Origin of the sequence: Stratiformator vulcanicus (genome assembly GCF_007744515.1) — a bacterium.
Lineage (GTDB): Bacteria > Planctomycetota > Planctomycetia > Planctomycetales > Planctomycetaceae > Stratiformator > Stratiformator vulcanicus.
On the sequence record NZ_CP036268.1, the window covers coordinates 5,163,794 to 5,186,464 of the forward strand.

The 22,671-nt window shown below is 59.8% G+C and carries 16 protein-coding genes; 12 read left to right on the forward strand and 4 right to left on the reverse strand.

Translation table 11 applies throughout. The features are described 5' to 3' along the window. Positions 1-135: 135 nt before the first annotated feature. Positions 136-1,086 carry a GDP-L-fucose synthase family protein gene (locus Pan189_RS20780; RefSeq protein ID WP_145365995.1) on the reverse strand — a complete coding sequence of 317 codons (951 nt, stop codon included), beginning with the start codon at positions 1,084-1,086 and terminating at the stop codon, positions 136-138. Between the two features lie 561 nt (positions 1,087-1,647). Here Pan189_RS20780 and Pan189_RS20785 point away from each other — a divergent pair. Next, complete coding sequence (locus Pan189_RS20785; protein ID WP_145365996.1) at positions 1,648-3,405, forward strand: Lpg1974 family pore-forming outer membrane protein; 1,758 nt, start codon at positions 1,648-1,650, stop codon at positions 3,403-3,405. A gap of 90 nt (positions 3,406-3,495) precedes the next feature. Here the strand turns inward: Pan189_RS20785 and Pan189_RS20790 are convergent, their stop codons facing one another. Beyond that, positions 3,496-4,416 carry an HDOD domain-containing protein gene (locus tag Pan189_RS20790; protein ID WP_145365997.1) on the reverse strand — a complete coding sequence of 307 codons (921 nt, stop codon included), beginning with the start codon at positions 4,414-4,416 and terminating at the stop codon, positions 3,496-3,498. A gap of 452 nt (positions 4,417-4,868) precedes the next feature. On the opposite strand from Pan189_RS20790, the gene Pan189_RS20795 reads away from it, so the two are divergent. The 9 genes from Pan189_RS20795 (at position 4,869) to Pan189_RS20835 (ending at position 18,757) form a co-directional block, all read left to right on the forward strand. Continuing rightward, positions 4,869-6,821: a coiled-coil domain-containing protein gene (locus Pan189_RS20795; protein ID WP_145365998.1), complete on the forward strand. Its 1,953-nt coding sequence runs from the start codon at positions 4,869-4,871 to the stop codon at positions 6,819-6,821. Between the two features lie 193 nt (positions 6,822-7,014). After that, positions 7,015-9,162: a diguanylate cyclase gene (locus tag Pan189_RS20800; protein WP_310820860.1), complete on the forward strand. Its 2,148-nt coding sequence runs from the start codon at positions 7,015-7,017 to the stop codon at positions 9,160-9,162. 280 nt (positions 9,163-9,442) lie between these two features. Next, the gene (locus tag Pan189_RS20805) at positions 9,443-10,651 is read left to right on the forward strand and encodes an FAD-dependent oxidoreductase (RefSeq protein WP_145366000.1); all 1,209 of its coding nucleotides are present in this window, start codon (positions 9,443-9,445) and stop codon (positions 10,649-10,651) included. 40 nt (positions 10,652-10,691) lie between these two features. Then, positions 10,692-11,480 carry an aldo/keto reductase gene (locus Pan189_RS20810; RefSeq protein ID WP_145366001.1) on the forward strand — a complete coding sequence of 263 codons (789 nt, stop codon included), beginning with the start codon at positions 10,692-10,694 and terminating at the stop codon, positions 11,478-11,480. 75 nt (positions 11,481-11,555) lie between these two features. Continuing rightward, positions 11,556-12,548: a glycosyltransferase family 2 protein gene (locus Pan189_RS20815; protein WP_145366002.1), complete on the forward strand. Its 993-nt coding sequence runs from the start codon at positions 11,556-11,558 to the stop codon at positions 12,546-12,548. 137 nt (positions 12,549-12,685) lie between these two features. Continuing rightward, a complete protein-coding gene (clpB, locus tag Pan189_RS20820) occupies positions 12,686-15,304 on the forward strand; it encodes an ATP-dependent chaperone ClpB (RefSeq protein WP_145366003.1) in 2,619 nt (872 codons plus the stop codon). 81 nt (positions 15,305-15,385) lie between these two features. Then, a complete protein-coding gene (locus tag Pan189_RS20825; RefSeq protein ID WP_145366004.1) occupies positions 15,386-16,696 on the forward strand; it encodes a Gfo/Idh/MocA family protein in 1,311 nt (436 codons plus the stop codon). A 208-nt stretch (positions 16,697-16,904) separates the two neighbouring features. Then, the gene (locus tag Pan189_RS20830) at positions 16,905-17,480 is read left to right on the forward strand and encodes a tetratricopeptide repeat protein (protein WP_145366005.1); all 576 of its coding nucleotides are present in this window, start codon (positions 16,905-16,907) and stop codon (positions 17,478-17,480) included. 131 nt (positions 17,481-17,611) lie between these two features. Further along, positions 17,612-18,757 (forward strand): WD40/YVTN/BNR-like repeat-containing protein, encoded by a 1,146-nt coding sequence (locus Pan189_RS20835; RefSeq protein ID WP_145366006.1) that lies wholly within the window; start codon positions 17,612-17,614, stop codon positions 18,755-18,757. A 152-nt stretch (positions 18,758-18,909) separates the two neighbouring features. Here Pan189_RS20835 and Pan189_RS20840 read toward each other — a convergent pair whose 3' ends face one another. Continuing rightward, entirely contained in the window at positions 18,910-19,188 is a 279-nt protein-coding gene (locus tag Pan189_RS20840) for a TM2 domain-containing protein (protein ID WP_145366007.1), read from the reverse strand. Positions 19,189-19,222: 34 nt separating this feature from the next. Then, positions 19,223-19,558: a TM2 domain-containing protein gene (locus Pan189_RS20845; RefSeq protein ID WP_145366008.1), complete on the reverse strand. Its 336-nt coding sequence runs from the start codon at positions 19,556-19,558 to the stop codon at positions 19,223-19,225. A 176-nt stretch (positions 19,559-19,734) separates the two neighbouring features. On the opposite strand from Pan189_RS20845, the gene Pan189_RS20850 reads away from it, so the two are divergent. Continuing rightward, entirely contained in the window at positions 19,735-22,038 is a 2,304-nt protein-coding gene (locus Pan189_RS20850; RefSeq protein ID WP_145366009.1) for an ATP-dependent DNA helicase RecG, read from the forward strand. Between the two features lie 148 nt (positions 22,039-22,186). Next, a complete protein-coding gene (locus Pan189_RS20855; RefSeq protein WP_145366010.1) occupies positions 22,187-22,648 on the forward strand; it encodes a DUF1569 domain-containing protein in 462 nt (153 codons plus the stop codon). The last annotated feature ends 23 nt before the right edge of the window (positions 22,649-22,671 follow it).

The following is a 22,671-nucleotide window of genomic DNA, read 5'->3' on the forward strand; positions in this document are numbered from 1 at the left end:
TCAAATAGGCCACGCGTGGACTTAATCCCGAGTGGCACGGACAACGTCCGTGCGGCAAAGCCGCCAGAGCATTCAGCTACCGGCCACATATCACATTCGATGCCTCAGCAGCAGGGACAACCCTGCCCGAATGCTCTACGCAACGCGGCGTTCGTCTTGATTCTGTTCGAACCACTCGCACGTCTCGCGCAGGCCGGTTTCGAAGTCGATCGCGGCTTTGAAGCCGAAGCGTTCTTCGGCGCGGGTTATGTCGAGGCAGCGGCGGGGTTGGCCGTTGGGCTTGGTTTCGTCCCAGACGATGTCGCCCCGAAAGCCGGTCACACGCTGCAGCGTCTCGGCGAGGTCGCGGATGGAAATCTCCATCCCGCTGCCCAGGTTAACGGGATCAGATTCGTCATAGCGTTCGCNGGCGAGCCGGATGCCGCGGGCGGCGTCGCGAACATGCAGGAACTCACGCGTCGGCGAACCGTCGCCCCAGAAGACGACCTCTTTGGCGCCGCTGTCCCGCGCGGTGATGAATTTGCGGATCATCGCCGGGATGACGTGTGAGGTTTCGAGATCGAAATTATCCCGCGGGCCGTACAGATTCACCGGCATCAGGTAGATGCCGTTAAAGCCGTACTGGTCGCGATACGCCTGACACTGCACCAGCAGCATTTTCTTGGCGAGGCCGTAGGGGGCGTTGGTTTCTTCCGGCATGCCCGACCAGAGCTCGTCTTCTTTAAAGGGAACCGGTGTCATCTTCGGATAAGCGCAAATCGTCCCGGCCACGACCGTCTTTTCGACGCCGGCCCGGCGGCAGTGTTCGATCAGATGCACGCCCATCACGGCGTTTTCATAGAAGAACAGTCCGGGTTGGTCGCGATTCGCCCCGATGCCCCCCACGACGGCGGCCAAATGCACGACCACGTCGGGTCGGTACATCACCAGCATCCGGCTGATGTCGTGTTCGCTGCGGAGATCGAAGTCGACCGACCGCGGCGCGAACAACTGTTCGCAGCCCTGAGCACGGAACTCTTCGCAGACAAATGATCCGAGGAATCCGCCGCCCCCGGTGACCAACACGCGTGCCGATTTTAAGTCCATCCCTGACCGCCTTTGATCGCGTCGCCAGAGGCGTATCGTACGCCCCGATTTGATTTCACTCGCGGCTTTTATATCGGTCGGCCTTTTCCGTCAATTTCGATCCGGACTTGAATTCGATCTGGCGGCAATCCGTATCAGCGAAACGTTCTCGGCTAACAGTTATCGCCTTTCGGCCGGCGGGCACAGCCCGCCCTACGGGTGATCGACAATAATTGCCTGAGTACGCTCGATCGAGTTGAAAAGAAAATTCGATTCGCACCCCAAGTACTCTTGACGGGATTCGGCTCGTGATGATAAACCCCCGCCACCTCTCTCCAATAGTCTCGATTTCCACCGTCACAATTCGGCCTTACCCGGGATGAACGTCCGGCTCTCTATGAGCCAGATGCCCGAGTCGGTCCGCACGTTTCAACGTGTCGGCGGCGATCAACCTCCCCTATCCAATTCCAATCGAATCTTCGTGACGGCGTCCTCGCCATCGGTTCGTGCATTCGCACTCCGAGACGAGTTCGTCCGCCGCATGACTTCACGTCTGCCCTCCGCTTTAGAAGGTCCACCGGCATGTCTCAGCACGCTCGTCTCTCTGCCGCACGCTTCGGCCGGGCGGTCGTCCTCGTGGTCGCGGCGTTCGCCTCGCGGCCCGGTATCGCTCAACTTCAAGAGTCGGGCGGGGCGTATGCGGTCCCCCTGACGGACGCCCCGATCGCCGTCGCTCAAAGCGACTACAGCGATTTGAACGCGTTCGACACACCGCCGGACGTCTACCTGACTCCGCCGAGTGGTCAATCCATCGAGCCGATGCACATGGCTCAGGCGACACCGCCGGCCTTCCTGCCACAAGGCATGCCGCCAGCCGCGCCGATGCCTCAAGCGGCTCCGCCCGCGTACGCACCGCCGATGCAGGCGATGGCGCCGACACAGCAAATGCCGTTCGGCCAGCCGATGCGATATGGCCAGCCCATGCAGCAAATGCCGAACATGACACCGATGCAGCAGATGCCTTACGGGCAGCCCATCCAGCGAACAGCTTATATGCAGCAAATGCCGCCGGCAGCCCCCGCTTCGCAAATGCAGCCAGCTCCCCAAATGCAGGCCATGCCGCCGATGCAACAGATGCAGCCGACCGCACCGGTTGCTCAAGCGGCTCCTTTTCAACAAACCAGTCAGAATCCGGTTTACATGGCGCCTGAAACCGTCGTGGGCGGCGGGCAATATCCCGGTATCGCTCCAGCAGGCGGCCCGGTCTACTCCTCGCCTTATGGCGAACAGGTCTTTGATGGCAGCCCGGCTTTCAATGGCGGCGGCTGCGGTTGTGACACCGGTTGCGGCGTCCCCGAAGTCGGTTGCGGCTCCTGCGGCGACGCTTGTGGCTGCGGCGGAATGTCGTCCTCACTCTATCACGGCTACGGGGGCGGTAACGGCTGCCGCAAAGGCCTCGCCTTCGGTTTTGACTTCGTGTTCTTAAAGCCGCGATTCGGATCGAACGATGCCTTCTTTATTGAGCGACCGAACTCCATCATTAATCAGGAGCTCGGACATGATTTCGAAACCGGATATCGCGTCTGGCTCGAACACATCGGTCCGGACGACTTCGGCGGACGCTTCCGCTACTTCTCCTTCGACGAACGGGCACAGACGGAATTCGCCTCCCCGGCGGTCGGCGAAACCATCATCGTTGATCTCGACGGCATGCAGTTCGCTCCGATCCGCGGTACCAACGGGGCCACGGCGATCGGCGACTTCCAAGCTGATTCCATCGTTGCCACCGGCAATCTCGACGTCAGTGCTTTCGACGCCGAAATGTCGCAACGTATTAAGTTCAATAATTGGCTCTTTAATGTCGGCGGTGGTCTTCGCTACGGTCGCTTTGAGCAAAGCTATCAGTCGATCTACTACAATGGCGACGACATCGTCGGCGGGGCCGCGTCGAGCCGACGGTTCGACGGTATCGGTCCGACGATCTTCGCAGAAATGCGACGCCCGATCGGGTGCAGCGGGTTCTCGATCCTCGCCAACGTCCGAGGCTCGATGTTGTATGGTCGACACCGCGACGATCTGAACAGCTTCGCCAACGGGGTCATCACCGCGGGCGGCACGACGAACAACACGACCTTCGCCTCGTTCCGCAACGACGACTTGATTCCGATCGCCGAAAGCCAACTCGGCGGCGAATGGAGTATCTGGATTTCCCCCAAGACCGTCTTCTCGGTGCAAGTCGCCTGGGAAACGCAGGTCTGGTTCGGAGCCGGCAACACCGTCAGCCGTAATGACGACCTCGGCCTCGACGGCTTCACCGTCCGACTTGGCTTCGAATTCTAAAGCACAGTCGACACAAAACTAAGAAGGGGCTGACATTGGTCAGCCCCTTTTTATTAATGGCTTCACAGGATGACGGCCGGCTGAGCATCGCTACGCCGCGGCGTACTGGCCGACGACCTGATCTTTCGGCGGCAGTTTTTCGCACCGTGTCGTTTCGGTTTCGGCGTCGCTGCCCTCTCTTGCGACTTCGTCGTAGACCTGCTCGACCAACACGAGCGGATCGATCGTCGGGAAGTCCTGCTCCAGCGTGACCGACAATGCGGCGAAGCGGTCGACGCCGGGGTCGACGATCGCCTGTGCGACCGAACCGGCCGTTCGCAGAACAGTTTCAAGCTCGTTCATCTCCACCGAGTCTGAAGAGCCCGCATGATGGCGGGCCACCGCATCGACGACCGGCGACGGTAAGTCCCAGGCGGATAGGAACGTCGCGCCCAGCGCCGGGTGGTCGATCTTAAACAGCTCACGTTCCGCGGAAATTAATTCCGGCCCGTGGACACAGCTCTCGTAAGCGGGCACGTACGACTTGGGGGCATATTGAGCGAGCACGAGGACTCCGATATCGGCCAATACTCCGGCCGTATAGGCATCGTCGGTCGAAATGTCGTAACCGTCTGCATTCGCGTCGACCAAGTGAGCGGCCGCGGTGGCCGTCGTGGCCGCGCGGCGCCAATAGTCGCCGTAGAAGTCATGCAGCGGACCTTTCATCAATCCGCCGATCACGCTGAACGAGAGTGCGAACAACCGTAGCGAGTTCTGACCCAGCAAAGCCGCAGCCTGCTTGACCGAGCCGACTTTGTGCCGCAGTCCGTATCGTGATGAGTTGACGACCCGCAAAATCCGCAGCGAGAGTGCCGGATCTCGCTCCAGACACGCGACAACCTGGTCCATGCGGTAATCGGGCGTGGCGGTCAGGCTGATCAGCTTCCGCGTGACGTCATCGGAAGCTTGAAGCTCACCGAGCGCGAGTGCAAATCGCTCCGCGCCGGTCGGTTTGGAGGTCGTGGCGACCATGAAATATCCGAAAGATGAGATGCGGCGAACGCGGACGTACCGATCGGACGTCTCTATCTCTTAGAACAGCGGCGCGGCGGTGCCTCGAACATCGGTCGATGATCCTGCAGCGACTGACATTTAAGGTTCGGTTGTGCGGCTTCGTACGATTGCGCGGCGGATGTCGTCACGCGGCGGTCATATTGTGCTCTCAGCTCAACACTTCTCCGGCGGCCATATGCGGTGAATTCTCAACAGCCCAGCCGCCCGGCCTTATTTGTGAGCTACTCTTTCTGAAGTCCGCTGTGGATTTCCCACACGGGCCGATCCGCGATCGTCCGGTGGCGCGTTGACTTCCGCATGTTCTCGGCCTCATTCACACGGGCCCGGCGGTCGAGAACGCTCCGGACCACAACGTGCGGCGGCAGCCGGCGGATCATCGACCTTCAGACACATCCAAGCTGGAATTGGGCATGGCCACGCTGCCGACCGGCGAGCAGCTCCGAACTCTGCCACTCCGCGCCGTAATTGCGTACTCGGCTCGCGCGGCTCGGCGGGTCTTTCGCGACTACACCGGCGGTGTCGATGAAACTCAAAAGGCACACGTCGAAGCTGTTACGGCGTCAATCAAATTCGCGTTGGAGTTTGCGTCCGGCCAGACGCCCGACATGGACGCGCTCACCGCCGCGGAAGAAGCGGTCGTCCAAGCCGTCATTGCCGCCGGTTCGATGGAGCGACCCAATCGCACGGTCGCGTTCGCTTCAAACGCCGCCTATGCCGCTATTAATGCGACCGGTGCCGCGGTTGCTTCCAAAGAGGCCGCCGACCGGGCCGGACTGGCCGAGAAGGCCATCATGGCGGCGGTCACCTGTGTCGATGCCGCCGTGGCGGCGCGTCCGAATGTGCGTCACGCCGCGATCCGCGACTTTGCTCAACTGAGCAAATTAAATCTCGGAACGTTTCCCGACTTCGGGCGAAAGATCGATGCCTCCGACCACGGACCGCTCGGCCCGGTTGGGGAACAATCCTCGGCCAACCCATCGGACGAACTTCGCAAGCTCGCCGCGCAAAAGAGTCTCATCCAAAAAGAATTTTTAAAGCTGAAAGAAGCGCAGCAGAAATTTGAAGCAGAGAAGCAGAAATTCGAGCAGCAGCAAAATGATGCTCTTAATGAAGCTGCTGACGCTTCCGCCGCCGACCAAGCGGAACCAGTTAATAGTGAAGAACTAGCCGAGCTTCGCACCAGGGTCGAGGAACTGGCGACACAACTGGACGAAGCCACCGCCCAAAGGCAAGAGGCCGAATCTCAGCGGCAGCAGGCCGAAGAAGAATCAACTTCGCAGATCGAACGGAAGCAGCGGGAACTCGACCAGCTTTCGTCGCAGTTCGATGAAGAACGGAGCCGCCACGAGCAGGCGGTGAACGCCGCACGTGAGGAGATGGAGACCACGCTCTCCGACTTGCGAGAACAATTAGATCGCACGCACGCCGACCGCACCGCGTTGACCGAGCAGCTCGACGGACTGAAATCGTCCTTCGAACAGAAGCAAAAAGAGGCCGAGGAACTCTCGGACCGGTTCGAGCAAAAACGCGAAGAGTTTGAACAGCTCGAGCAAAAGCAGCGTGAGTTCGAAGATCGCGAACGCGAATTCGCCGACCGCGACGAAGCCTTTCGGCAGGAAGTCGAACACCTTTCGCAGGAGCGAAAGAAGCTCTCCGACGAAAAGAATGCGGCCGTCTCCGCCGCCGCGTCGAAACACAAAGCGCTTCTGCAAGTCGAGGAGAAAGAGCGGGAGCTTACTGCCGAGCGGTCGAAAATTAACGCCGCCCGCAAAGTCGTTGATCAGCAACGCCAGCAAAATGAAGTCGACACCGAACGGCTCCGTCGCGAACAGCAGAACTTCGAGAAGCAGGTGCGAAAGCTCGAAGAAGAACAGGAGCGGACCGCCAACGAAACCGATGAACTTAAGCGCCGGGCCGCCCAACTCAAGGCTGATCGACTTACGCTAAAGGGCGAGAAGGTCGACTTTAAACAATCCGTCGAAGAGTTCGAATCGCAGCGCGAACAATCGCAACGCATTGATGCCGAACGGCAGGCCGAACTCGGTCACCGCGAAGAGCAACTTCACCAACGTCAACAGGAACTAGACTCTCGCGAGGAAGACCTTGCGGAGCAGCGGCAACGCCTTGAAATCAATTGGCAGGAGTTGGAGCAGGCCCGCCAAGCAGTCGAAGCCGACCGAAAAGAAGTCGACTCGACCGCCGAGACCGTGCAGCAGGCCCAAGCTGATTTCGACGACGAGCGGGCCGCCTACGCCGAAGAGTTGCAGAGTTATCACGCCGAGCGTCAGCGCTTTCAGGAAGCCGTCGACTCGCTGCGAAACGCGATGCGGCAATATCCCGAATTTGCGGGTGAGACGGTTTAAACGCCCCGATCGATCGATTGAGACCGGTGATAGGGTTGGCGACTGCCTCCCGCTATTGAGCGAATCGGCAACCCTTAAAGGATTTCCCCCAGTTCGGTTTGACTGATGAAGGCCGTGACATAGGTTTTGTCGCGAAATGTCAACACGCGCGAACCGGCCGAGATTCATTAAGGCGGTTTGCCAGGAGCGATTGATGTCATCTGAGCCCAGCTTCGAACTACCGTCACTAAATGAGCCGGTCGCTACGGAAGTGCCTCCGGCGCCGAAAGCCGGCGCGACGCATCCCACCGACTCCGCCGGGACGCTCTTGTCGTTAATGACGCTCGCGAAAACGGCACGGCTCGACGTCAATGACCCCTCCACAGACGAGGCACTGGCTGGCGTCATTGCGCCGGCAACGCTGCGGGCACTCCTCTCGGCATTGAACCATCGGGATCCGAAAACGATCCGACACGTCCGCCGGACGGCACGACTCGCTACGGGTGTCGCGTCTGCGTTCGGCTGGGACGAACGGCCGCTGAAAGCACTTGAGGTCGCGTGCCTGCTTCACGATATCGGCAAAATCGGCGTTCCGGACAGCATTCTCTTTAAGCCAGGCGCTCTCACGGGAGACGAAGCCGAGTTGATGGCACTGCACCACAATATCGGCTGTGACATCCTGCAGGCCTGCCGCGTCGATTCCGAAGTATATGACATCGTCGTGCAAAGCAGCCAGCACTATAACGGCGCGACCGACGGTTATCGCCTGATCGGCAGCGACGTCCATCAGGGTGCGAGAATCCTGGCCGTGGCCGATGCGTACGACTCGCTGCGGACTCAGCAGGTCTACCGCGAAGCGATCCCGCACGATGAGATAATGAAGAAATTAAAGGCTGCGTCCGGAACGCAGTTCGACGGCACGATCGTCGTTGCGCTCGGTCGGTGGATCGAACAGGAAGGCCCCGGCGTGTTCGACCCGGAACTCGACGGCGGAAGCTCCGGCCGCGAGCATCCCAATGCCCCCGGAATGCTCGACCCCAACGCGCTGTGCCAGATCTTTTCTCACCTCTATATCCTCGAAAGTCTCTACGACGGCTTTTATCTGCTCGATGCCGATCTGAAGGTCGTGCTGTGGAACCTCGGTGCCGAACGCCTCTTTAAGAAAGGGCATCAGGAGGTTCTGGGCACGAACTGGAATGCCCGCGCCTGGGAGTTTGCCGACTTGATGGGGAACCCCCTGGGTGAAGGCGAATACCCGCTTCAGCGTGTGCTCAAAGAACCCCGCGCGATTTCTTCCGGCTTAAAATATAAGCGGTTCGACGGCAAGTGGACCGAAATTGAAATCCAAAGCATTCCGCTGATCGACGGCAACGGCCAATTGCAGGGCGTCGCCGAGATCTACCGGGACCTGTGCCGGACGACGTTTCGTCCGAACGAGTATCGCGAGCTGAAAATGGCCGCGAGCCGTGACCCGTTGACGAAAATCGCCAATCGCGGCGAGCTCGAAACCCAACTCGCCCTGCACCTCAGCGAGATCGGTAAGCAGCAGGATCACCAGCCGTTCGGCGTCATTTTCTGCGATATCGACTTCTTTAAAGCGGTCAACGACAATTACGGTCACCAGGTGGGTGACGATGTGCTCGTCAACACCGCCCGGCTGCTTCAAGAAGAATGCTACAGCGGGGAACTCGTCGCCCGATACGGCGGCGAAGAATTCGTCATACTCTGCCCCGACACCGACCTCGAAGGTGCGGTTCGAAGAGCCGAGCGGCTTCGTGGTTTGCTCGCGAAGACTGTGCTCAACGACGAAACCGAATTGAAAGTCACCGGCAGCTTCGGCGTGAGTGTCTATGAGAAAGGCGACAGCGTCGAAAGTTTGTGCCGGCGGGCCGATAAGGCGCTTTATCAGGCCAAAGAAACCGGTCGCAATCGCACATGCTCGATTACGAGCACGCAACTGCATGAAGACCGTCGAAAGACGCCGGATGAACCGATCGAGACCGATCCGTTTCTGGCCGAAGGCCACTTCGAGGCCCAGCTCGCCTCCGACATGATCGTCTACAAACTCGGCGGATTCGTCGACGAGATTTCGGCGAAAGTCAAAGACGTCACCCAACGGCAGGCGACGTTCGCGATCGGCACGACCGGGATGTTTGGCGGGTGGGGTAAGTCGTCTCAGAAACAGGCCGTGCAACTGGTCCTCGAATTCGGGGAGGATCGCCGTGCCTCTCGGCCTTCCAACAGCGGCACGGAAGTTCGCTACCGCTTCACTCCGATCGGACGTCCGCCCAGCCCGGAGGCATTCCACCGGCGGGTGAAAGAGCTGCTCAAGGCCCTCCGCGGTTATTTCGGCGTTCAATAAGTAGCCGTTCAGTAGGATTGTGGCCTTCTGCAAACGAATGCATGCCAAAGCGATTGCGGCTCGAACAAGCAACGCTGACAGCCAATAGCTGACAGCCGACAGCTTCATCCTGTCAAATTCGTCGACCGTCTCCCGGTCGTTGCACGTCGCGCCTCGAAGTCGATTCCGAGCGTAGCCGACAAATGGGGTTTGCGCACGTTCGCGGTCCGGCTAAAACGACCCGCTTGTCGATCCGGAAGGAACCGGACCGCAATCCTATATCGTCGGATGACGAATCGTGATGCACTTGGACGCAGTCATTTTTGGCGGCGGAGCCGCCGGTTTGTGGACACTCGATCGCCTCTGTGCCGGTGGGCATCGCGCGATCCTGCTTGAATCGAACGCCCTGGGAGCGGGCCAGACGGTCGCCTCTCAGGGCATCATTCACGGGGGTCTCAAATACACCCTCACGGGGCTGCTGACCCGCAGCGCCGAGAACATTCGCGACATGCCCGACCTGTGGCGGGAGTGCCTCGCCGGGGAACGTGTCCCCAATCTGTCGGGCACGGTCGTTCGATCCGATTCCTGCTACCTGTGGCGGACCGAGAGTTTGACCGGCCGCGTCGGTATGATCGGCGCCCGCATGGGGCTGCGCGTCACACCAAAAATGTTGGCCCCCGGCGAGCTGCCTTCGGTACTGCAGAGCTGCCAGGGACCGGTCGCCCGGCTCAGTGAGCAGGTGATCTCTCCGGTCAGCTTTTTGGAAAAACTCCGCGAGCGGAACCTCCCCCGCCTGTTTAAAATCGACCCCGAATCGGGTCTGTCCCTTTCGGTCGATGACGGCGGACGGGTCACGCAGATCGGACTGACCGACTCCGAAACCGGGCGGACGTTCGAGTGCGTGCCCAAATCTGTCATCCTCGCTGCCGGCAACGGCAACGCCCGGCTACTGTCGCAAGTCGGAAAATCGGCGACCGTGATGCAGCGACGCCCGCTCCACATGGTGATGGCAAAAGGCGATCTCCCCGAATTCAACGGCCACTGCGTCGACGGAACGGTTACCCGCGTTACGATCACCTCGGAGCGAATCGACGAGCAGACCGTCGTCTGGCAAATCGGGGGGCAGATTGCCGAAGACGGCGTCGGCCTGTCGGAGCCCGACCTCATCGCACGGGCGCGTCGCGAACTGGCCGCCGCCCTACCTGATCTGTCGCAGGATGGCATCGAATGGGCCACCTACCGCGTTGACCGGGCCGAAGGCGAAACGCCGCAAAATCGACGGCCGGACGACATCCAGGTCATGGCCGACGGCAACACCCTGACGTGCTGGCCGACGAAACTGGCACTCGTGCCCGCTATGGCCCGCCGAATCGCCCAACTGCTGCCCCATCCCGAGAATTCGGGTTCGGGTGAATCGCAGCAATTGCCTGAATGGACGCGGCCCGAGGTCGCAGCTCCTCCCTGGGAAACATGTCATTGGTATTCCGACCGCATCACCCGCGCCGCGTGATCGGCTTTCGAATCAATTCGACTGTGTAAAGAAAATTCTTATGGAACGCCGCCCCCTCGGCCGCACCGGTACGGATGTCAGCCCGATCGGTTTCGGCGCCTTTAAAATCGGTCGCAATCAAAAGATCAAATACCCTCAGCCGTATGCCCTGCCCGATGAATCGCAGGTCGACCGGCTTTTGGGCGGCGTGCTCGATCTCGGCATCAATCTGATCGACACCGCCCCGGCTTACGGAGTCAGCGAGGAGCGGATCGGCCGACATCTGTCTCACCGCCGCGACGAGTTCGTTCTTTCGACAAAGGTCGGCGAAAACTTCTGGACCGATCGCACCGGGCAGTCGAACTCGAATTACGAATTCAGCGCCAAGGCGATCATCGCGAGTGTGGAACGCAGCCTGAAGCGACTTCGGTCCGATCGGCTCGACCTCGTTCTGCTGCATTCGGACGGTCGCGACCTGTTCATTCTTCGCGATACTCCCGCGGTTGAAACGCTGGTGTGGCTGAGGGACGCAGGAAAGATCGGACACATCGGGCTCTCCGGCAAGACCGCCGCGGGCCATCACGCCGCCCTCGACTGGGCCGACGTAATCATGGTCGAATACAACGCCCTCGATACCGGGCAGAGCGTCGTGATGGACGAAGCCGCCAAGCGCGGCGTCGGCGTGCTTGTCAAGAAAGGGCTCGCCGCCGGGCATCTTGATCCGGAGACAGCCATTCCGTTCGCGCTCGCGCATGACGCCGTAGCCAGCCTGACGCTTGGCGGGCTGAATCTTGACCACTTCGCCGCGAATGTGTCGCTGGCGGCCGATCGCGTGGCTGCGGCAGCCTGAGCCTGCTCGGCGTGTCGCGTACCTCGGCAAGGACGCACGGTCGACATTCGCTGGCGGGCGTTTGATAATTGGCGAATGCCCGGCCCGTCGGTCTCTGTCATCATTCCGTGCTTCAACGCCGCGCCGTTCCTCGGCGAAGCGATTCGCTCCGCATTGGATCAGTCATTGCCGCCGGTCGAAGTGATCGTGGTCGATGACGGGTCGACCGATGATTCAGCCGAGATCGCCCAGAGTTTCGGACCGCCGGTACGGGTGCTTCGCCAAGAAAATCATGGCGAAAGCGTGGCCCGCAATCGCGGGATAGACGAGGCCGCGGGTGACTGGGTGGCCCTGCTGGATGCCGATGACGTGTGGCTTCCCTCCAAGCTGCGGCAGCAATGGGAGTTGGTCGAGGCCGACCCTTCCGGCGACGAGGTCGTTTGCATTGGGACCCGCTGTTTCGCGTTCGCTGAGGACGGGCGGCAGTCAGAATTCCCGCAGCCCGATACCTTCGATCTACCGGAGCCGTCGCTCGAACTGCTTGTTGAGTGCGCCATCTCGCCCTCGGCTGCGATGTTCCGAAGACGCGACGGCTTGGCCTGCGGGTTTCCCGAGGAGACGCGGTCGAGCGAAGACATGATCTTCTTTGCTCATCTGAGAACACGGGGCCGGTTCCTGCGGGTCGACGACCCGCTAACCGGCTATCGACGTTCGGATGCCCAGCAGACGAAAACACCCGGCCATCTCGCGCGATCGATCCGCTGCCGCTACGAGTGGGCCGAAAGGCACCCGGATGTCATCCCTCCGGCCCGACTGCCGCACCTCCGCTCCCGATTGCTCGACGAAGTCGCGACGTTCATCCGCCGATCCGAAGCGCTCGACGATCTCGTCTCCGCCTCCGAACTTCGAACGATCGCCCTCGAACTTGATCCCGAGCATGACAGCGGGTCACGCCCGACCGGCTGGCGGAAATGGGCCATCCGGGCTGATGCGCACGACGCGGTGCGACGCGGCAGTCGGCGGAATGGCCCTGCCTCGCTCTTTTATCGCATCATGCGTCGCCTCGCCGAAATCGGACAACCGAGGTGAGGCCCGCTGGGGAACCTCCCGACTCCGGTTTTCGGCTCCGACCGTTCATACCTTTCGTCGAGGGCGTATATTGGAGATTGTGAATGGGAGGTTCCTGAAATCCTTTTGCAACGACCGACGCGCCCGGTGAAAGACCAATGCCGTTTCAACCTGAAAAACTGACCGTCAAAGCCTCCGAGGCCGTTCAAAACTCGCAGCACCTCGCCGAAAGCCGGGGCAATCCGCAATTGCTGCCACTGCATCTGCTTAAGGCCCTTCTCGAAGAACAGGGAGGCGTTGTCGCCCCGCTGCTGGGGCGGATCGGCGTCAACATGGGACAGCTTAATTCGCTCGTCGATTCCGAACTCGATCGGCTGCCGAAGATGTCCGGCTCCGGGCAACAGCCGGGACCGGGGCCCTACTTCATGCAGGTGCTCGAAGGCGCGCAATCCCGCGCCGATGAGATGAAGGATGAATACGTCAGCACCGAGCACCTGCTACTCGCACTGGCCACAACGGAAGACGACACGGCAGGCCGGCTGCTTAATATGAACGGTGTTCGCGAACAGGACATTCTCGCAGCGCTCAAAGACATCCGCGGAGGACAATCAGTGCAATCACAGAATCCGGAAGCGACCTATCAATCGCTCGAGAAATACGGAAAAGATCTCGTTGAACTCGCCCGCACGGGCAAGATCGACCCTGTGATCGGGCGAGACACCGAAATCCGTCGCGTCATTCAAGTCCTCAGCCGCCGGCGAAAAAATAACCCGGTCCTGATCGGCGATCCCGGCGTCGGAAAGACGGCCATCGCCGAAGGACTCGCCATGCGGATCGTCGACGGCGACGTCCCCCAGAACTTAAAAGAGAAAACGGTTGTCGCCCTCGACATGGGCGCCCTCGTCGCCGGGGCCAAGTACCGTGGCGAATTTGAAGAACGACTTAAAGCCGTGCTGCAGGAAGTGACCGACTCCGAAGGCCAGATCGTCCTCTTTATTGACGAGCTGCACACCGTCATCGGCGCGGGCAAAACCGACGGCGCGATGGACGCGTCGAACCTATTAAAGCCCGCACTCGCCCGCGGCGAACTGCACTGCATCGGTGCGACAACGCTCGACGAGTACCGTAAATACATCGAGAAAGACCCGGCCCTCGAACGCCGCTTTCAACCGGTGCTGGTCAAGGAACCGAGCGTCGAGGATACCCTCAGTATCCTGAGAGGAATTAAAGAGAAGTATGAAAAGCATCACGGCGTTCGCATTAACGACGAAGCTCTAAGGTCGGCCGCCTCGCTCTCGGACCGCTATATCAACGATCGCTTCCTGCCCGATAAAGCGATTGACTTAATCGACGAAGCCGCGAGTCGACTTAGGATGGAGATCGACTCAATGCCGGTCGAGCTCGATGAGCTCAATCGCGCCCTCGCCCGGATGAAGATCGAGGCGAAGGTGCTCGAAGACGAATCGAGCGAAGAGTCGCAACAGCGACTGGACGCCTTAAAGAAAGACATCGCCGACCGCGAAGAAACCGTCACAGGTCTTCGCGCTCGCTGGGAATCGGAAAAGGAAGTCCTTGCGAATCTCAAGCCGTTGCAAGAAGAGATCGACCAATTAAGAGGCGAACGGGATCGAGCTCTCGGTCAGGCGCAGCGGTCTTCTTCCAATGAGGATTATCAAAAAGCCTACGAAGCCGAAGTAAAGCTGAAAGAAGCCGAGCAAAAGCTCAGCCAACTCGAGGAGCGATTTGAACAGATGCAGCAGTCGGGTGAAGAACGCCTGCTGCGCGAAGCGGTCACGGGCGAAGACATTGCCAAGGTCGTTTCGACTTGGACCGGAGTGCCGGTTGCCCGGATGCTGCAAACGGAGAAGGATAAGCTCTTAAAGATGGAGCAACGAATCCACGAGCGGATGATTAATCAGGAGGAAGCCGTCGAAGCCGTGGCCAATGCCGTTCGTCGCTCGCGCTCGGGTCTGACCGATCAGAAACGACCCATCGGATCGTTCCTGTTTCTTGGCCCGACGGGTGTCGGCAAGACCGAACTTTGTAAGGCGCTCGCCGAATTCTTGTTCGATGACGAGCGCGCGATGGTCCGCATCGATATGTCGGAATTTATGGAGAAGCACTCGGTCGCCCGCATGATCGGTGCCCCTCCCGGATACGTCGGCTATGAAGAAGGAGGCAAACTCACCGAAGCCGTCCGCCGCAATCCTTACAGCGTGATTCTCCTCGACGAAGTCGAAAAGGCGCACCCCGACGTCTTTAACGTGCTGTTGCAGGTGCTCGACGACGGCCGACTCACCGACGGCCAAGGCCGCACCGTCGACTTCACGAACTGCATCATCGCCATGACCTCGAACATCGGCAGTCAGAAAATTCTCGACCTTGCCGACGATGAGCTCTATACCGAAATTAAGAGCCGCGTGATGGAGGACCTCCGACTTCACTTCCGGCCCGAATTCTTAAATCGCGTCGACGAGGTCATCGTCTTTCACCCGCTCGGCCGCAAAGAAATCAGGCAGATCGTCGACCTGCAACTCGAATTCCTGCGGCAGAATCTCGAAGATGAAGGCTACGGTCTTGAGGTCACCGACCAAGCCAAAGACCTGTTGGCTCAAGAAGGTTATGACCCCCAGTATGGAGCACGACCGCTCAAACGAGTCATTCAAAACCGACTGGAAAACTCTCTCGCCAACGAAATCCTCACCGGTCGCTTCGAAGAAGGCACGATAATTAAAGTCGACGCAACACCGGACGGTTTCGTGTTTACGGCGGATTAATTTCCGCCGTGATTCCAACGTCATCTCTTGGTTTCGCGACGACGTGAATCGGACTCATCAATCTCTAAAGTATTGGCCAACATGAAGACACCAACCGGACTTTCACGCCGACACATGCTCAAGACCACGGCCGCGGCGACGGCGGCAGCGTGGTGGAACCCGCTGGCTTCCACCGGCCGAGCGGAGAGTCCGAACGAGAAGCTAAACATTGCCTGTATCGGAATTGGCGGGCAGGGCGCAGCAAACATCCGTAGGGTCGACGGACAGAACCTCATCGCATTTGCGGATGTCGACAAGGAAAGAGCCGCGAAAACTCTTAAGAAGTACCCGGAGGTACCGCTCTACAGCGACTACCGCAAGATGTTCGATCAGCTCGAACAACAGATCGACGCGGTCGTTGTCAGCACACCGGATCACGCTCACTTTCATCCCTCAATGATGGCGATTGAGCGGGGGATGCACCTTTATTGCGAGAAGCCGCTGGCTCATTCGGTGAATGAGGTCCGCTTGCTCACCGAAGCCGCCAAAGCGAAGGGTGTGGCGACGCAACTTGGCACGCAGCGTCACAATCTGTCCTCGATGCGGCGCTCGGTTGAATTGGTTAAGTCGGGGGCGATCGGCGAAGTGAGTGATGTTCACGCGTGGGTTTCGTCGAGCCGGGGGATGCCCAATTACCCCGCGAAGACTGCGGACGTCCCCAAACATCTCGACTGGGATCTATGGCTTAATCGCGCCGCCGAGCGGCCTTATAGTCCGAAGATCTGCCCTTACAATTGGCGGTTCTGGTGGAACTTCGGAACCGGTGAGACCGGCAACTGGGGCTGCCATATTCTCGATACTTCGTTCTGGGCACTCGATCTTAAATACCCCAAGCGGGTCGACGTCACCGACCCCGATCCGCATCCGTACGTCACGCCGAAGTCGATGGCGACAACGCTGACCTTCCCCACTGATAGCGGCAGTGACGTTCGGCTGCACTGGTCGCAGGTGCCATCGGTGCCGGACGCGGTCGTCCGTCAGTCGGGCCTCAGCGAGAACGACCTCAAGCCGCACAACACGCTCTTCGTCGGCGAGAAAGGGATGCTCGCATGTGGCTTCAAAGGCTATCAACTCCTGCCCGCCGGTGACTTCACCGACTTCCAAGAACCCGAGTCGTTTATTCCCAAGCCGAGGGGCTTCCATCAACAGTGGATCGATGCCGCCCGCGGGGGCGACCCGGCTTCGTGCGGCTTCGACTATGGCGGCCCGCTCACCGAGGCCGTACTGCTGGCGAATGTCGCCTTCCGAGCTGGCGGCGGCTTCGACTGGGATGCGGAACTGATGACCGCCTCCGGCACGCCTGCCGCGACGGACTTTCTGACGTCTCACTGCCGGGATGCCTGGCGCATTTAAGGCATCGCGACGGCTCAAATTCTCGTTCCGTTACCGCTGGCATTCGGCGGTGCAAGGCGTCAGACTGCTGTGACATCAGCGGTTGCCGATCTGTCGCGCCGTTGTCCCTTTTGGATTCGACCTCGCGCCGTGCCGGAGTTGCCGACGGCGGCGAGGGGGATGTCCGTCTCACCTGAAGTCAGCGATTAAAAAACGTTCAGGAGAAGTCATGGAGCGAGAGGTCAATCCGAACCGAGCAAAAGTGCTCTTTTTTGCTGTACTGCTCGCGGCGCTAGGCGGCGCTGTCGCTTTCACGTTCTATCGGAACCGCCCCAGCCCTGACCCAACTAATCAATATATTGGCGAACTTGGGCGTGAAATCGGTTTTGACCCTGACGAAGCTAAGGCGAAGGGGGCCGAATTTGCAGCGACACCGGAAGGGCGCGAAGCGATCGAGAATTTCCAACGACGCGCGGCCGAGACCCTTGCAAAGTCTGACGAGGCGGCTGCACAGGTCGAAGACCTATTCGCAAAAGCCAACGAAAATTACGAATCCGGCAACTTTCAAGAAGCACTTGATCTTTGCAATGAAGCACTTGCGATAGAAAAGAGCTCAAAGACGAAGTCGAGCACTACGCCACGCCTGCTCAATCTCGCCGGACTCTCGCTCTGGATGCTTGGAGAACATGACGAGGCAATAAATCATCTCGAAGAGGCTCTGGCGGCAAAGTATCTTCTTTCGAGAGACAAAAAGGTAATTGAAGAAAGCCTTGAGTTCTTTAAAGAGGTCCAAGCTGACCAATAGGGATGGTGAAATTGCTCCGTGGCCAAACACCATTTCCTTTCGGCGTTGCAAACCTGTTAAGAGTCAGCATGCTTTTTCGTTGCCACCCACTGAAATTAGTATCGAACTTTTCGTCCTTCGTAGGAATTATCATGAGATCACTCGTCGCTGCACTTTGCCTGACATTGTCCGTCGCCGTCCACGCCGCCGAGAAGCCTCCTGAAGAATGGGTGGCCAAGGGGGAGGCCCGGCGGCAGGAGATTCCGCTCGGGGGCGACTTTAATCCCGATCCTCAGCAGCCCGTAATTATCGCGGTCGGGCACGGGGCGCGGGTGCTGATGTCGAACGATGACGGTGCAAATTGGAAGCAGGTCTTCTTCGGCTATCCCGGCTCCGATCATGGTGGTTGGGCGACGAATTCAATCGCCTACACCGACGGCGTGTTCGCCTTCCCCGTGGGCTGGACCAAGCCAACCTCTTATTTCGCTTCGGACGACGGCGTGACCTGGCGGCACCTGAGCGACGGCAACACGATTCTTGATCGCCGCAGCAAAGATCCGCGGATCATGCCGACCGCGATGTCGATCGCCGGCGGGGATGGCACATTTGTCATGACCGGCTATATGGACGCGACCTCCACCCCCGACTTCGGCAAGACTTGGAATCAGACATCGTTTCGCAGCGTGAAAGACGACCAGCCGGGCCGCAAACTCGTCACGCACCACATCAAATCGATTTACTGCAAAGACGCGGAACGCTTCCTCGCGATCGGCGATGATCGCAGCAAAGAGGACACCGAGTTCGGCAACCTCTTCGCCAGCGACGACATGGGCAAGACTTGGAAGTGGATCGACCCCAAAGGCCTCGATGGACTCGACAGCAAGAGCGCGATGATTTCCAAGGAAGGCATCGTGCTTTTGGCCGACAAGAAAGGCGAACATGTTTACCGCTCGACCGATGCCGGTGAGACCTGGGAGGGCCCGATCATGACCGGCTCGCGCAACGGCACGCTCTCTGTGGTCGACGGCGAATTCTGGCTCGCCGGCTATCCGTCACGGGCCTCCGAAGACGGTAAAACATGGCGTGACCTACCCAGAGCCGTGCCACAGGGGCAGGTGCTGAAGACCGATAAGGGCACGCTCCTGAGTGTCTCCCGCAAACGGTCCAATATCCTCCGCAGCACCGATGGCGGCGAGTCGTGGGAAGAGGTCTTCAGCTACGAGCCCGAGACAAAATACGTCCACGGCTCACAGGGGCTTAAAGACATTGCCTTCGGTTATGTCAAAGCGGCGAATTAATTCGCGCCGTACCCAATAGGCGCCGATTTGCAGCCGCGACTGGCAAGGAGCGGATCAGGGCGAAGGTTTCAAGAGTTAATGAAACCTTTCACTTGATCCGCTTCCTACCGGGCGCGGCTGCATTGGCGTCTATTGAGCAGGACGACAAGCAATTAAAACCAAGGCTTCTCAGCATTCACATAGGTGTCGACGAATTCTTGGTCGGACATCGTCAAATATTTAATGCCTTCGATAATGCCGATGACCTGCATCACCAACGCTCCGATTCCGCACGTGAGCAGCGACACGAGCAGCATGATGATCCCGGGCGTTGTATATCCCAAGATAAACTTATGAACGCCAAAACTGCCCAGCAGGATCGCGCAGATGCCAGCGGCCAGTTTCTTGTCGGCACCTTCCGGCTTGGCAGCCGGCACTGTTTCTTCAGACATTAGCGGTCCTTTTTTCAAAAGTGAGTCGAGGGGATCAAAACCATTCGCGTTTGCCGACGACATACGTCTCGACAAATTCTTCATCGGTTTTCGTCAGGTAGATAATGCCCTCGGCGATGCTGATGACCTGCATGGCGATCGCGCCAAGGATCGGAATAATCAGGCAGAAGCCGAAGAAACCACAGGAGACCGTGATTGCCAACATAATGGCTCCGGCGACCGGCATGTCGAGAATGAATTTGTGGATGCCCAGACCCGGCAGCAAGATCGCGATCAGCCCTGCCGCGAGCTTCTTCTCTGCACCGGGTGGCGCAGCGCGATAGACCGGCTGCGGAGGTGGCTGTTGGGTGTCGGACGGGTCGCCGCTCATCAGGCTCGCTCAGTGCTGAACATCATCGGTCTGTGGACATCAACATAGACGACGCTGTCGGCTCTTCAAGCAGAATCGCCACTACCGATCCGGCAACGGCGAAATTGGCGACCCGGATCACGAAAATCTTCGCGAAAGTCCCGCTTTTCGGGTGATCGCCTATACTGGTCGGCATCATGTCCGACAGCCCGCTCGACAGCCCCGCCCAATATCTCAAAGGAGCCGGCCCCCGCCGCGCGGCCGCCCTTGAGAAATTGAACCTCTCGACCGTCCGCGACGTCCTGTTCAACCTGCCGCGCGACGTACTCGATCTGACCGATGTGAAGTCGGCCTCTGAGCTGACAGGCAAGTCGATCGAGACGGTCCGCGGCGTCGTGGTTGATCGCGACGCCCGGCTAATCTCCCGCGGCCGGTCCATGACCACCATCCTGCTCGACTCTGGCGGCGAGTACGTTCGCGGCGTGTGGTTCAACCAGCAGTGGATTCTCAAAAAATACTCCGATGGCGAGCCGCTGCTCTTCAGCGCGAAAGCTAAGAAACGCGACGGCCGCTGGGAGATGTCGCATCCCAGAGTGCAACAGTTGGGGGAGGACGAGGCGGCGGAGAGTTTAGAGTTGAGGGGTGAGAGGTCAGAGAAAGAATTACTCGATCCGCAACCCTCACCTCTCACCTCTCACCCCTCACCTCTCACCACTCCGCATGGCGAGGTCCTCCCGCGGTATTCGCTGGTTGAGGGCCTCACGATGGAGGCGTTGCGGACGATCTCGCGGGATGCTGTTGATCGGTATGCCGGTGAAGTCAGCGACCCCCTGCCCGCGACGTTTCGGGACGAAGCCGCTCTACCCGAACTCTCGGACGCGATGCGGGCGCTGCATCGACCGGCGACTGTCGCCGCGTTCGAAGAGGCGAAGCGACGAATTCTGTTTGACGATCTGTTCGAGTTTCAGATCGGCATGGCGCTGCGCCGCCGGGCGTGGACGGCGACCGACGGCTCGCCGCGCATCGAAACGCCTGCCAAGGTCGACGCCCGCATCCGGCGGCTGTTCCCCTTTGAATTCACGCCGGGGCAGAATCAGGCGATCCGGGAAATCACGAGCGACCTTGCCACGCCGCGGGCGATGCACCGGCTCCTTCAGGCAGACGTTGGTGCCGGCAAGACGGTCGTTGCGGTTTACGCGATGCTCTCAGCTATTGCGGCGGGGTATCAGGCGGTCGTGATGGCTCCGACAGAAGTGCTCGCCAATCAGCATTGGAAGACGATCGACGCCGCCTTGTCGCGCAGTCGGGTCAAGCGCCGCCTGCTGACCGGCTCGCTGACCCCTGCCGAGCGCAAGCGCACGCTTGCCGACATCGCCGAAGGGAAAGTCGACCTCGTGGTTGGCACTCAGGCACTGATTCAAGAAGACGTGACGCTTCCGCGGCTGGGCCTCGCGGTGGTCGACGAACAACACAAATTCGGCGTCGCCCAACGCTCGCGATTCGCTCGCGCGAATGAGGTTGAGAGTTTAGAGACGATAGGAGAGCAAGCAGTTAAAGACGCTGACCTCTCGTCTCTGAACTCTCAACCGGAAGCGTCAGCTCCGCATCTGCTCGTGATGACCGCGACTCCGATTCCGCGATCGTTGTGCCTGACGCAGTTCGGGGATTTGGACGTGACGCGGATCACCGATCTCCCCCCCGGTCGGCAGCGCGTCGTGACGAGCCGTGTGGATGGCAAACTGGGACGGAAAAAGGCATGGGAATTCATCCGCCAACGGCTCGCCGAAGGACGGCAGGCCTACGTCGTCTGCCCACGCATCGAACCGAACGGCGAGGACCTTGATGCCGCGGTGCCGGGGAGCGTGGAGACGGTGTTCGAGCGGCTTCGCATGAACGAACTGAGCGAGGGGTGGGGCGAGGCGGGAGATCGGACGAACAAAGACTCGCCCGCTCCCGAAGTCGCTCTGCTTCACGGGCGGATGTCGTCCGATGAGAAAGACGCCGTGATGACGGCGTTTCGTCGCGGCGACATCCGGGTGCTCGTGACCACCACCGTGATCGAGGTCGGGGTCGACGTGCCCAACGCGACGTTGATGGTCATCTATCAGGCCAACCGCTTCGGGCTCTCGCAGTTGCATCAGCTCCGCGGACGCATCGGACGCGGTCGGCACCAGGGGTATTGCTTCCTGCTGCCCGATGGCGAAACCGACGACGCGACGAAGCGACTGGCGGTGATGGAACAGACGAGCGACGGCTTCAAGATTGCCGAAGCCGACTTCGAAATCCGTGGTCCCGGCGACGTGCTAGGCACCCGGCAATCGGGGGGCATGCCGCTGCGCGTGGCTCACCCCGGTCGTGATTTGGAGCTGCTGATCGAGGCACGCCAGCACGCTTTCAACACCGTCGACTCTGGTGCAATTGACGCGGGGGCGTGGGACGAGGTCCGGCAAGTGGTACTCTCACGCTTTGCCGAAACACTGGACCTGCCGCAGGGCGGGTGAGCCGGAGAGATAGGAAATAGGGGATTGGGGATTGGAAATACGCTGGCAGGCCTGTCCCTTACTCATCCCCCATCCCCTATTTCCTATCGCCGAGTCGTTTTGTGGCACAACTGACCATTGGAGCTTGGATTTTCTAGCGGAGCGGGACATGGCTGAAGCACTCAGGGAACTGTCGCTGAGCTCGTATCCGGAGATCGCGGCTGAGATCGAGCGGTTGGAGCGCGCGGGTTACCGACCGCTCGGGAAGTGGAATCTCGGGCAAATCTGCAAGCACCTAAATTACTACTTTCGCGGCTCGCTCGACGGCTTCGGCTTCATGATGCCCTGGCTGGCCCGCAAGTTCTGGGGCCGACCGCTGGTGATGAAATTTCTGGTCGAAGGCAGCATGCGCCGCGGCCAGATGACCGCCCCGCAATCGGTTCCCAAGGGCGAAGTCGACGATGCGGCGGAAATCGCAGCCGCGAAAGAATTGCTCTCGCGGCTGGAAACGGCAGACTCGGTGCACCCCTCACCGCTCGCGGGCGAACTTTCTGTCGAAGAATGGAAGCGGCTGCACTGCATCCACGCCGCGCACCACCTCAGTTTTCTGGTGCCTGAAGAACAAGAATGAGTGGCACGGACAACGTCCGTATC

Bases quoted from the DNA above. Each gene is read 5' to 3' on its own strand.
- Pan189_RS20785 (WP_145365996.1), top strand. From the start codon at position 1,648: ATGTCTCAGCACGCTCGTCTCTCTGCCGCACGCTTCGGCCGGGCGGTC.
- Pan189_RS20790 (WP_145365997.1), bottom strand. From the start codon at position 4,416: ATGGTCGCCACGACCTCCAAACCGACCGGCGCGGAGCGATTTGCACTC.
- Pan189_RS20795 (WP_145365998.1), top strand. From the start codon at position 4,869: ATGGCCACGCTGCCGACCGGCGAGCAGCTCCGAACTCTGCCACTCCGC.
- Pan189_RS20800 (WP_310820860.1), top strand. From the start codon at position 7,015: ATGTCATCTGAGCCCAGCTTCGAACTACCGTCACTAAATGAGCCGGTC.
- Pan189_RS20805 (WP_145366000.1), top strand. From the start codon at position 9,443: ATGCACTTGGACGCAGTCATTTTTGGCGGCGGAGCCGCCGGTTTGTGG.
- Pan189_RS20810 (WP_145366001.1), top strand. From the start codon at position 10,692: ATGGAACGCCGCCCCCTCGGCCGCACCGGTACGGATGTCAGCCCGATC.
- Pan189_RS20815 (WP_145366002.1), top strand. From the start codon at position 11,556: ATGCCCGGCCCGTCGGTCTCTGTCATCATTCCGTGCTTCAACGCCGCG.
- clpB (WP_145366003.1), top strand. From the start codon at position 12,686: ATGCCGTTTCAACCTGAAAAACTGACCGTCAAAGCCTCCGAGGCCGTT.
- Pan189_RS20825 (WP_145366004.1), top strand. From the start codon at position 15,386: ATGAAGACACCAACCGGACTTTCACGCCGACACATGCTCAAGACCACG.
- Pan189_RS20830 (WP_145366005.1), top strand. From the start codon at position 16,905: ATGGAGCGAGAGGTCAATCCGAACCGAGCAAAAGTGCTCTTTTTTGCT.
- Pan189_RS20835 (WP_145366006.1), top strand. From the start codon at position 17,612: ATGAGATCACTCGTCGCTGCACTTTGCCTGACATTGTCCGTCGCCGTC.
- Pan189_RS20840 (WP_145366007.1), bottom strand. From the start codon at position 19,188: ATGTCTGAAGAAACAGTGCCGGCTGCCAAGCCGGAAGGTGCCGACAAG.
- Pan189_RS20845 (WP_145366008.1), bottom strand. From the start codon at position 19,558: ATGAGCGGCGACCCGTCCGACACCCAACAGCCACCTCCGCAGCCGGTC.
- Pan189_RS20850 (WP_145366009.1), top strand. From the start codon at position 19,735: ATGTCCGACAGCCCGCTCGACAGCCCCGCCCAATATCTCAAAGGAGCC.
- Pan189_RS20855 (WP_145366010.1), top strand. From the start codon at position 22,187: ATGGCTGAAGCACTCAGGGAACTGTCGCTGAGCTCGTATCCGGAGATC.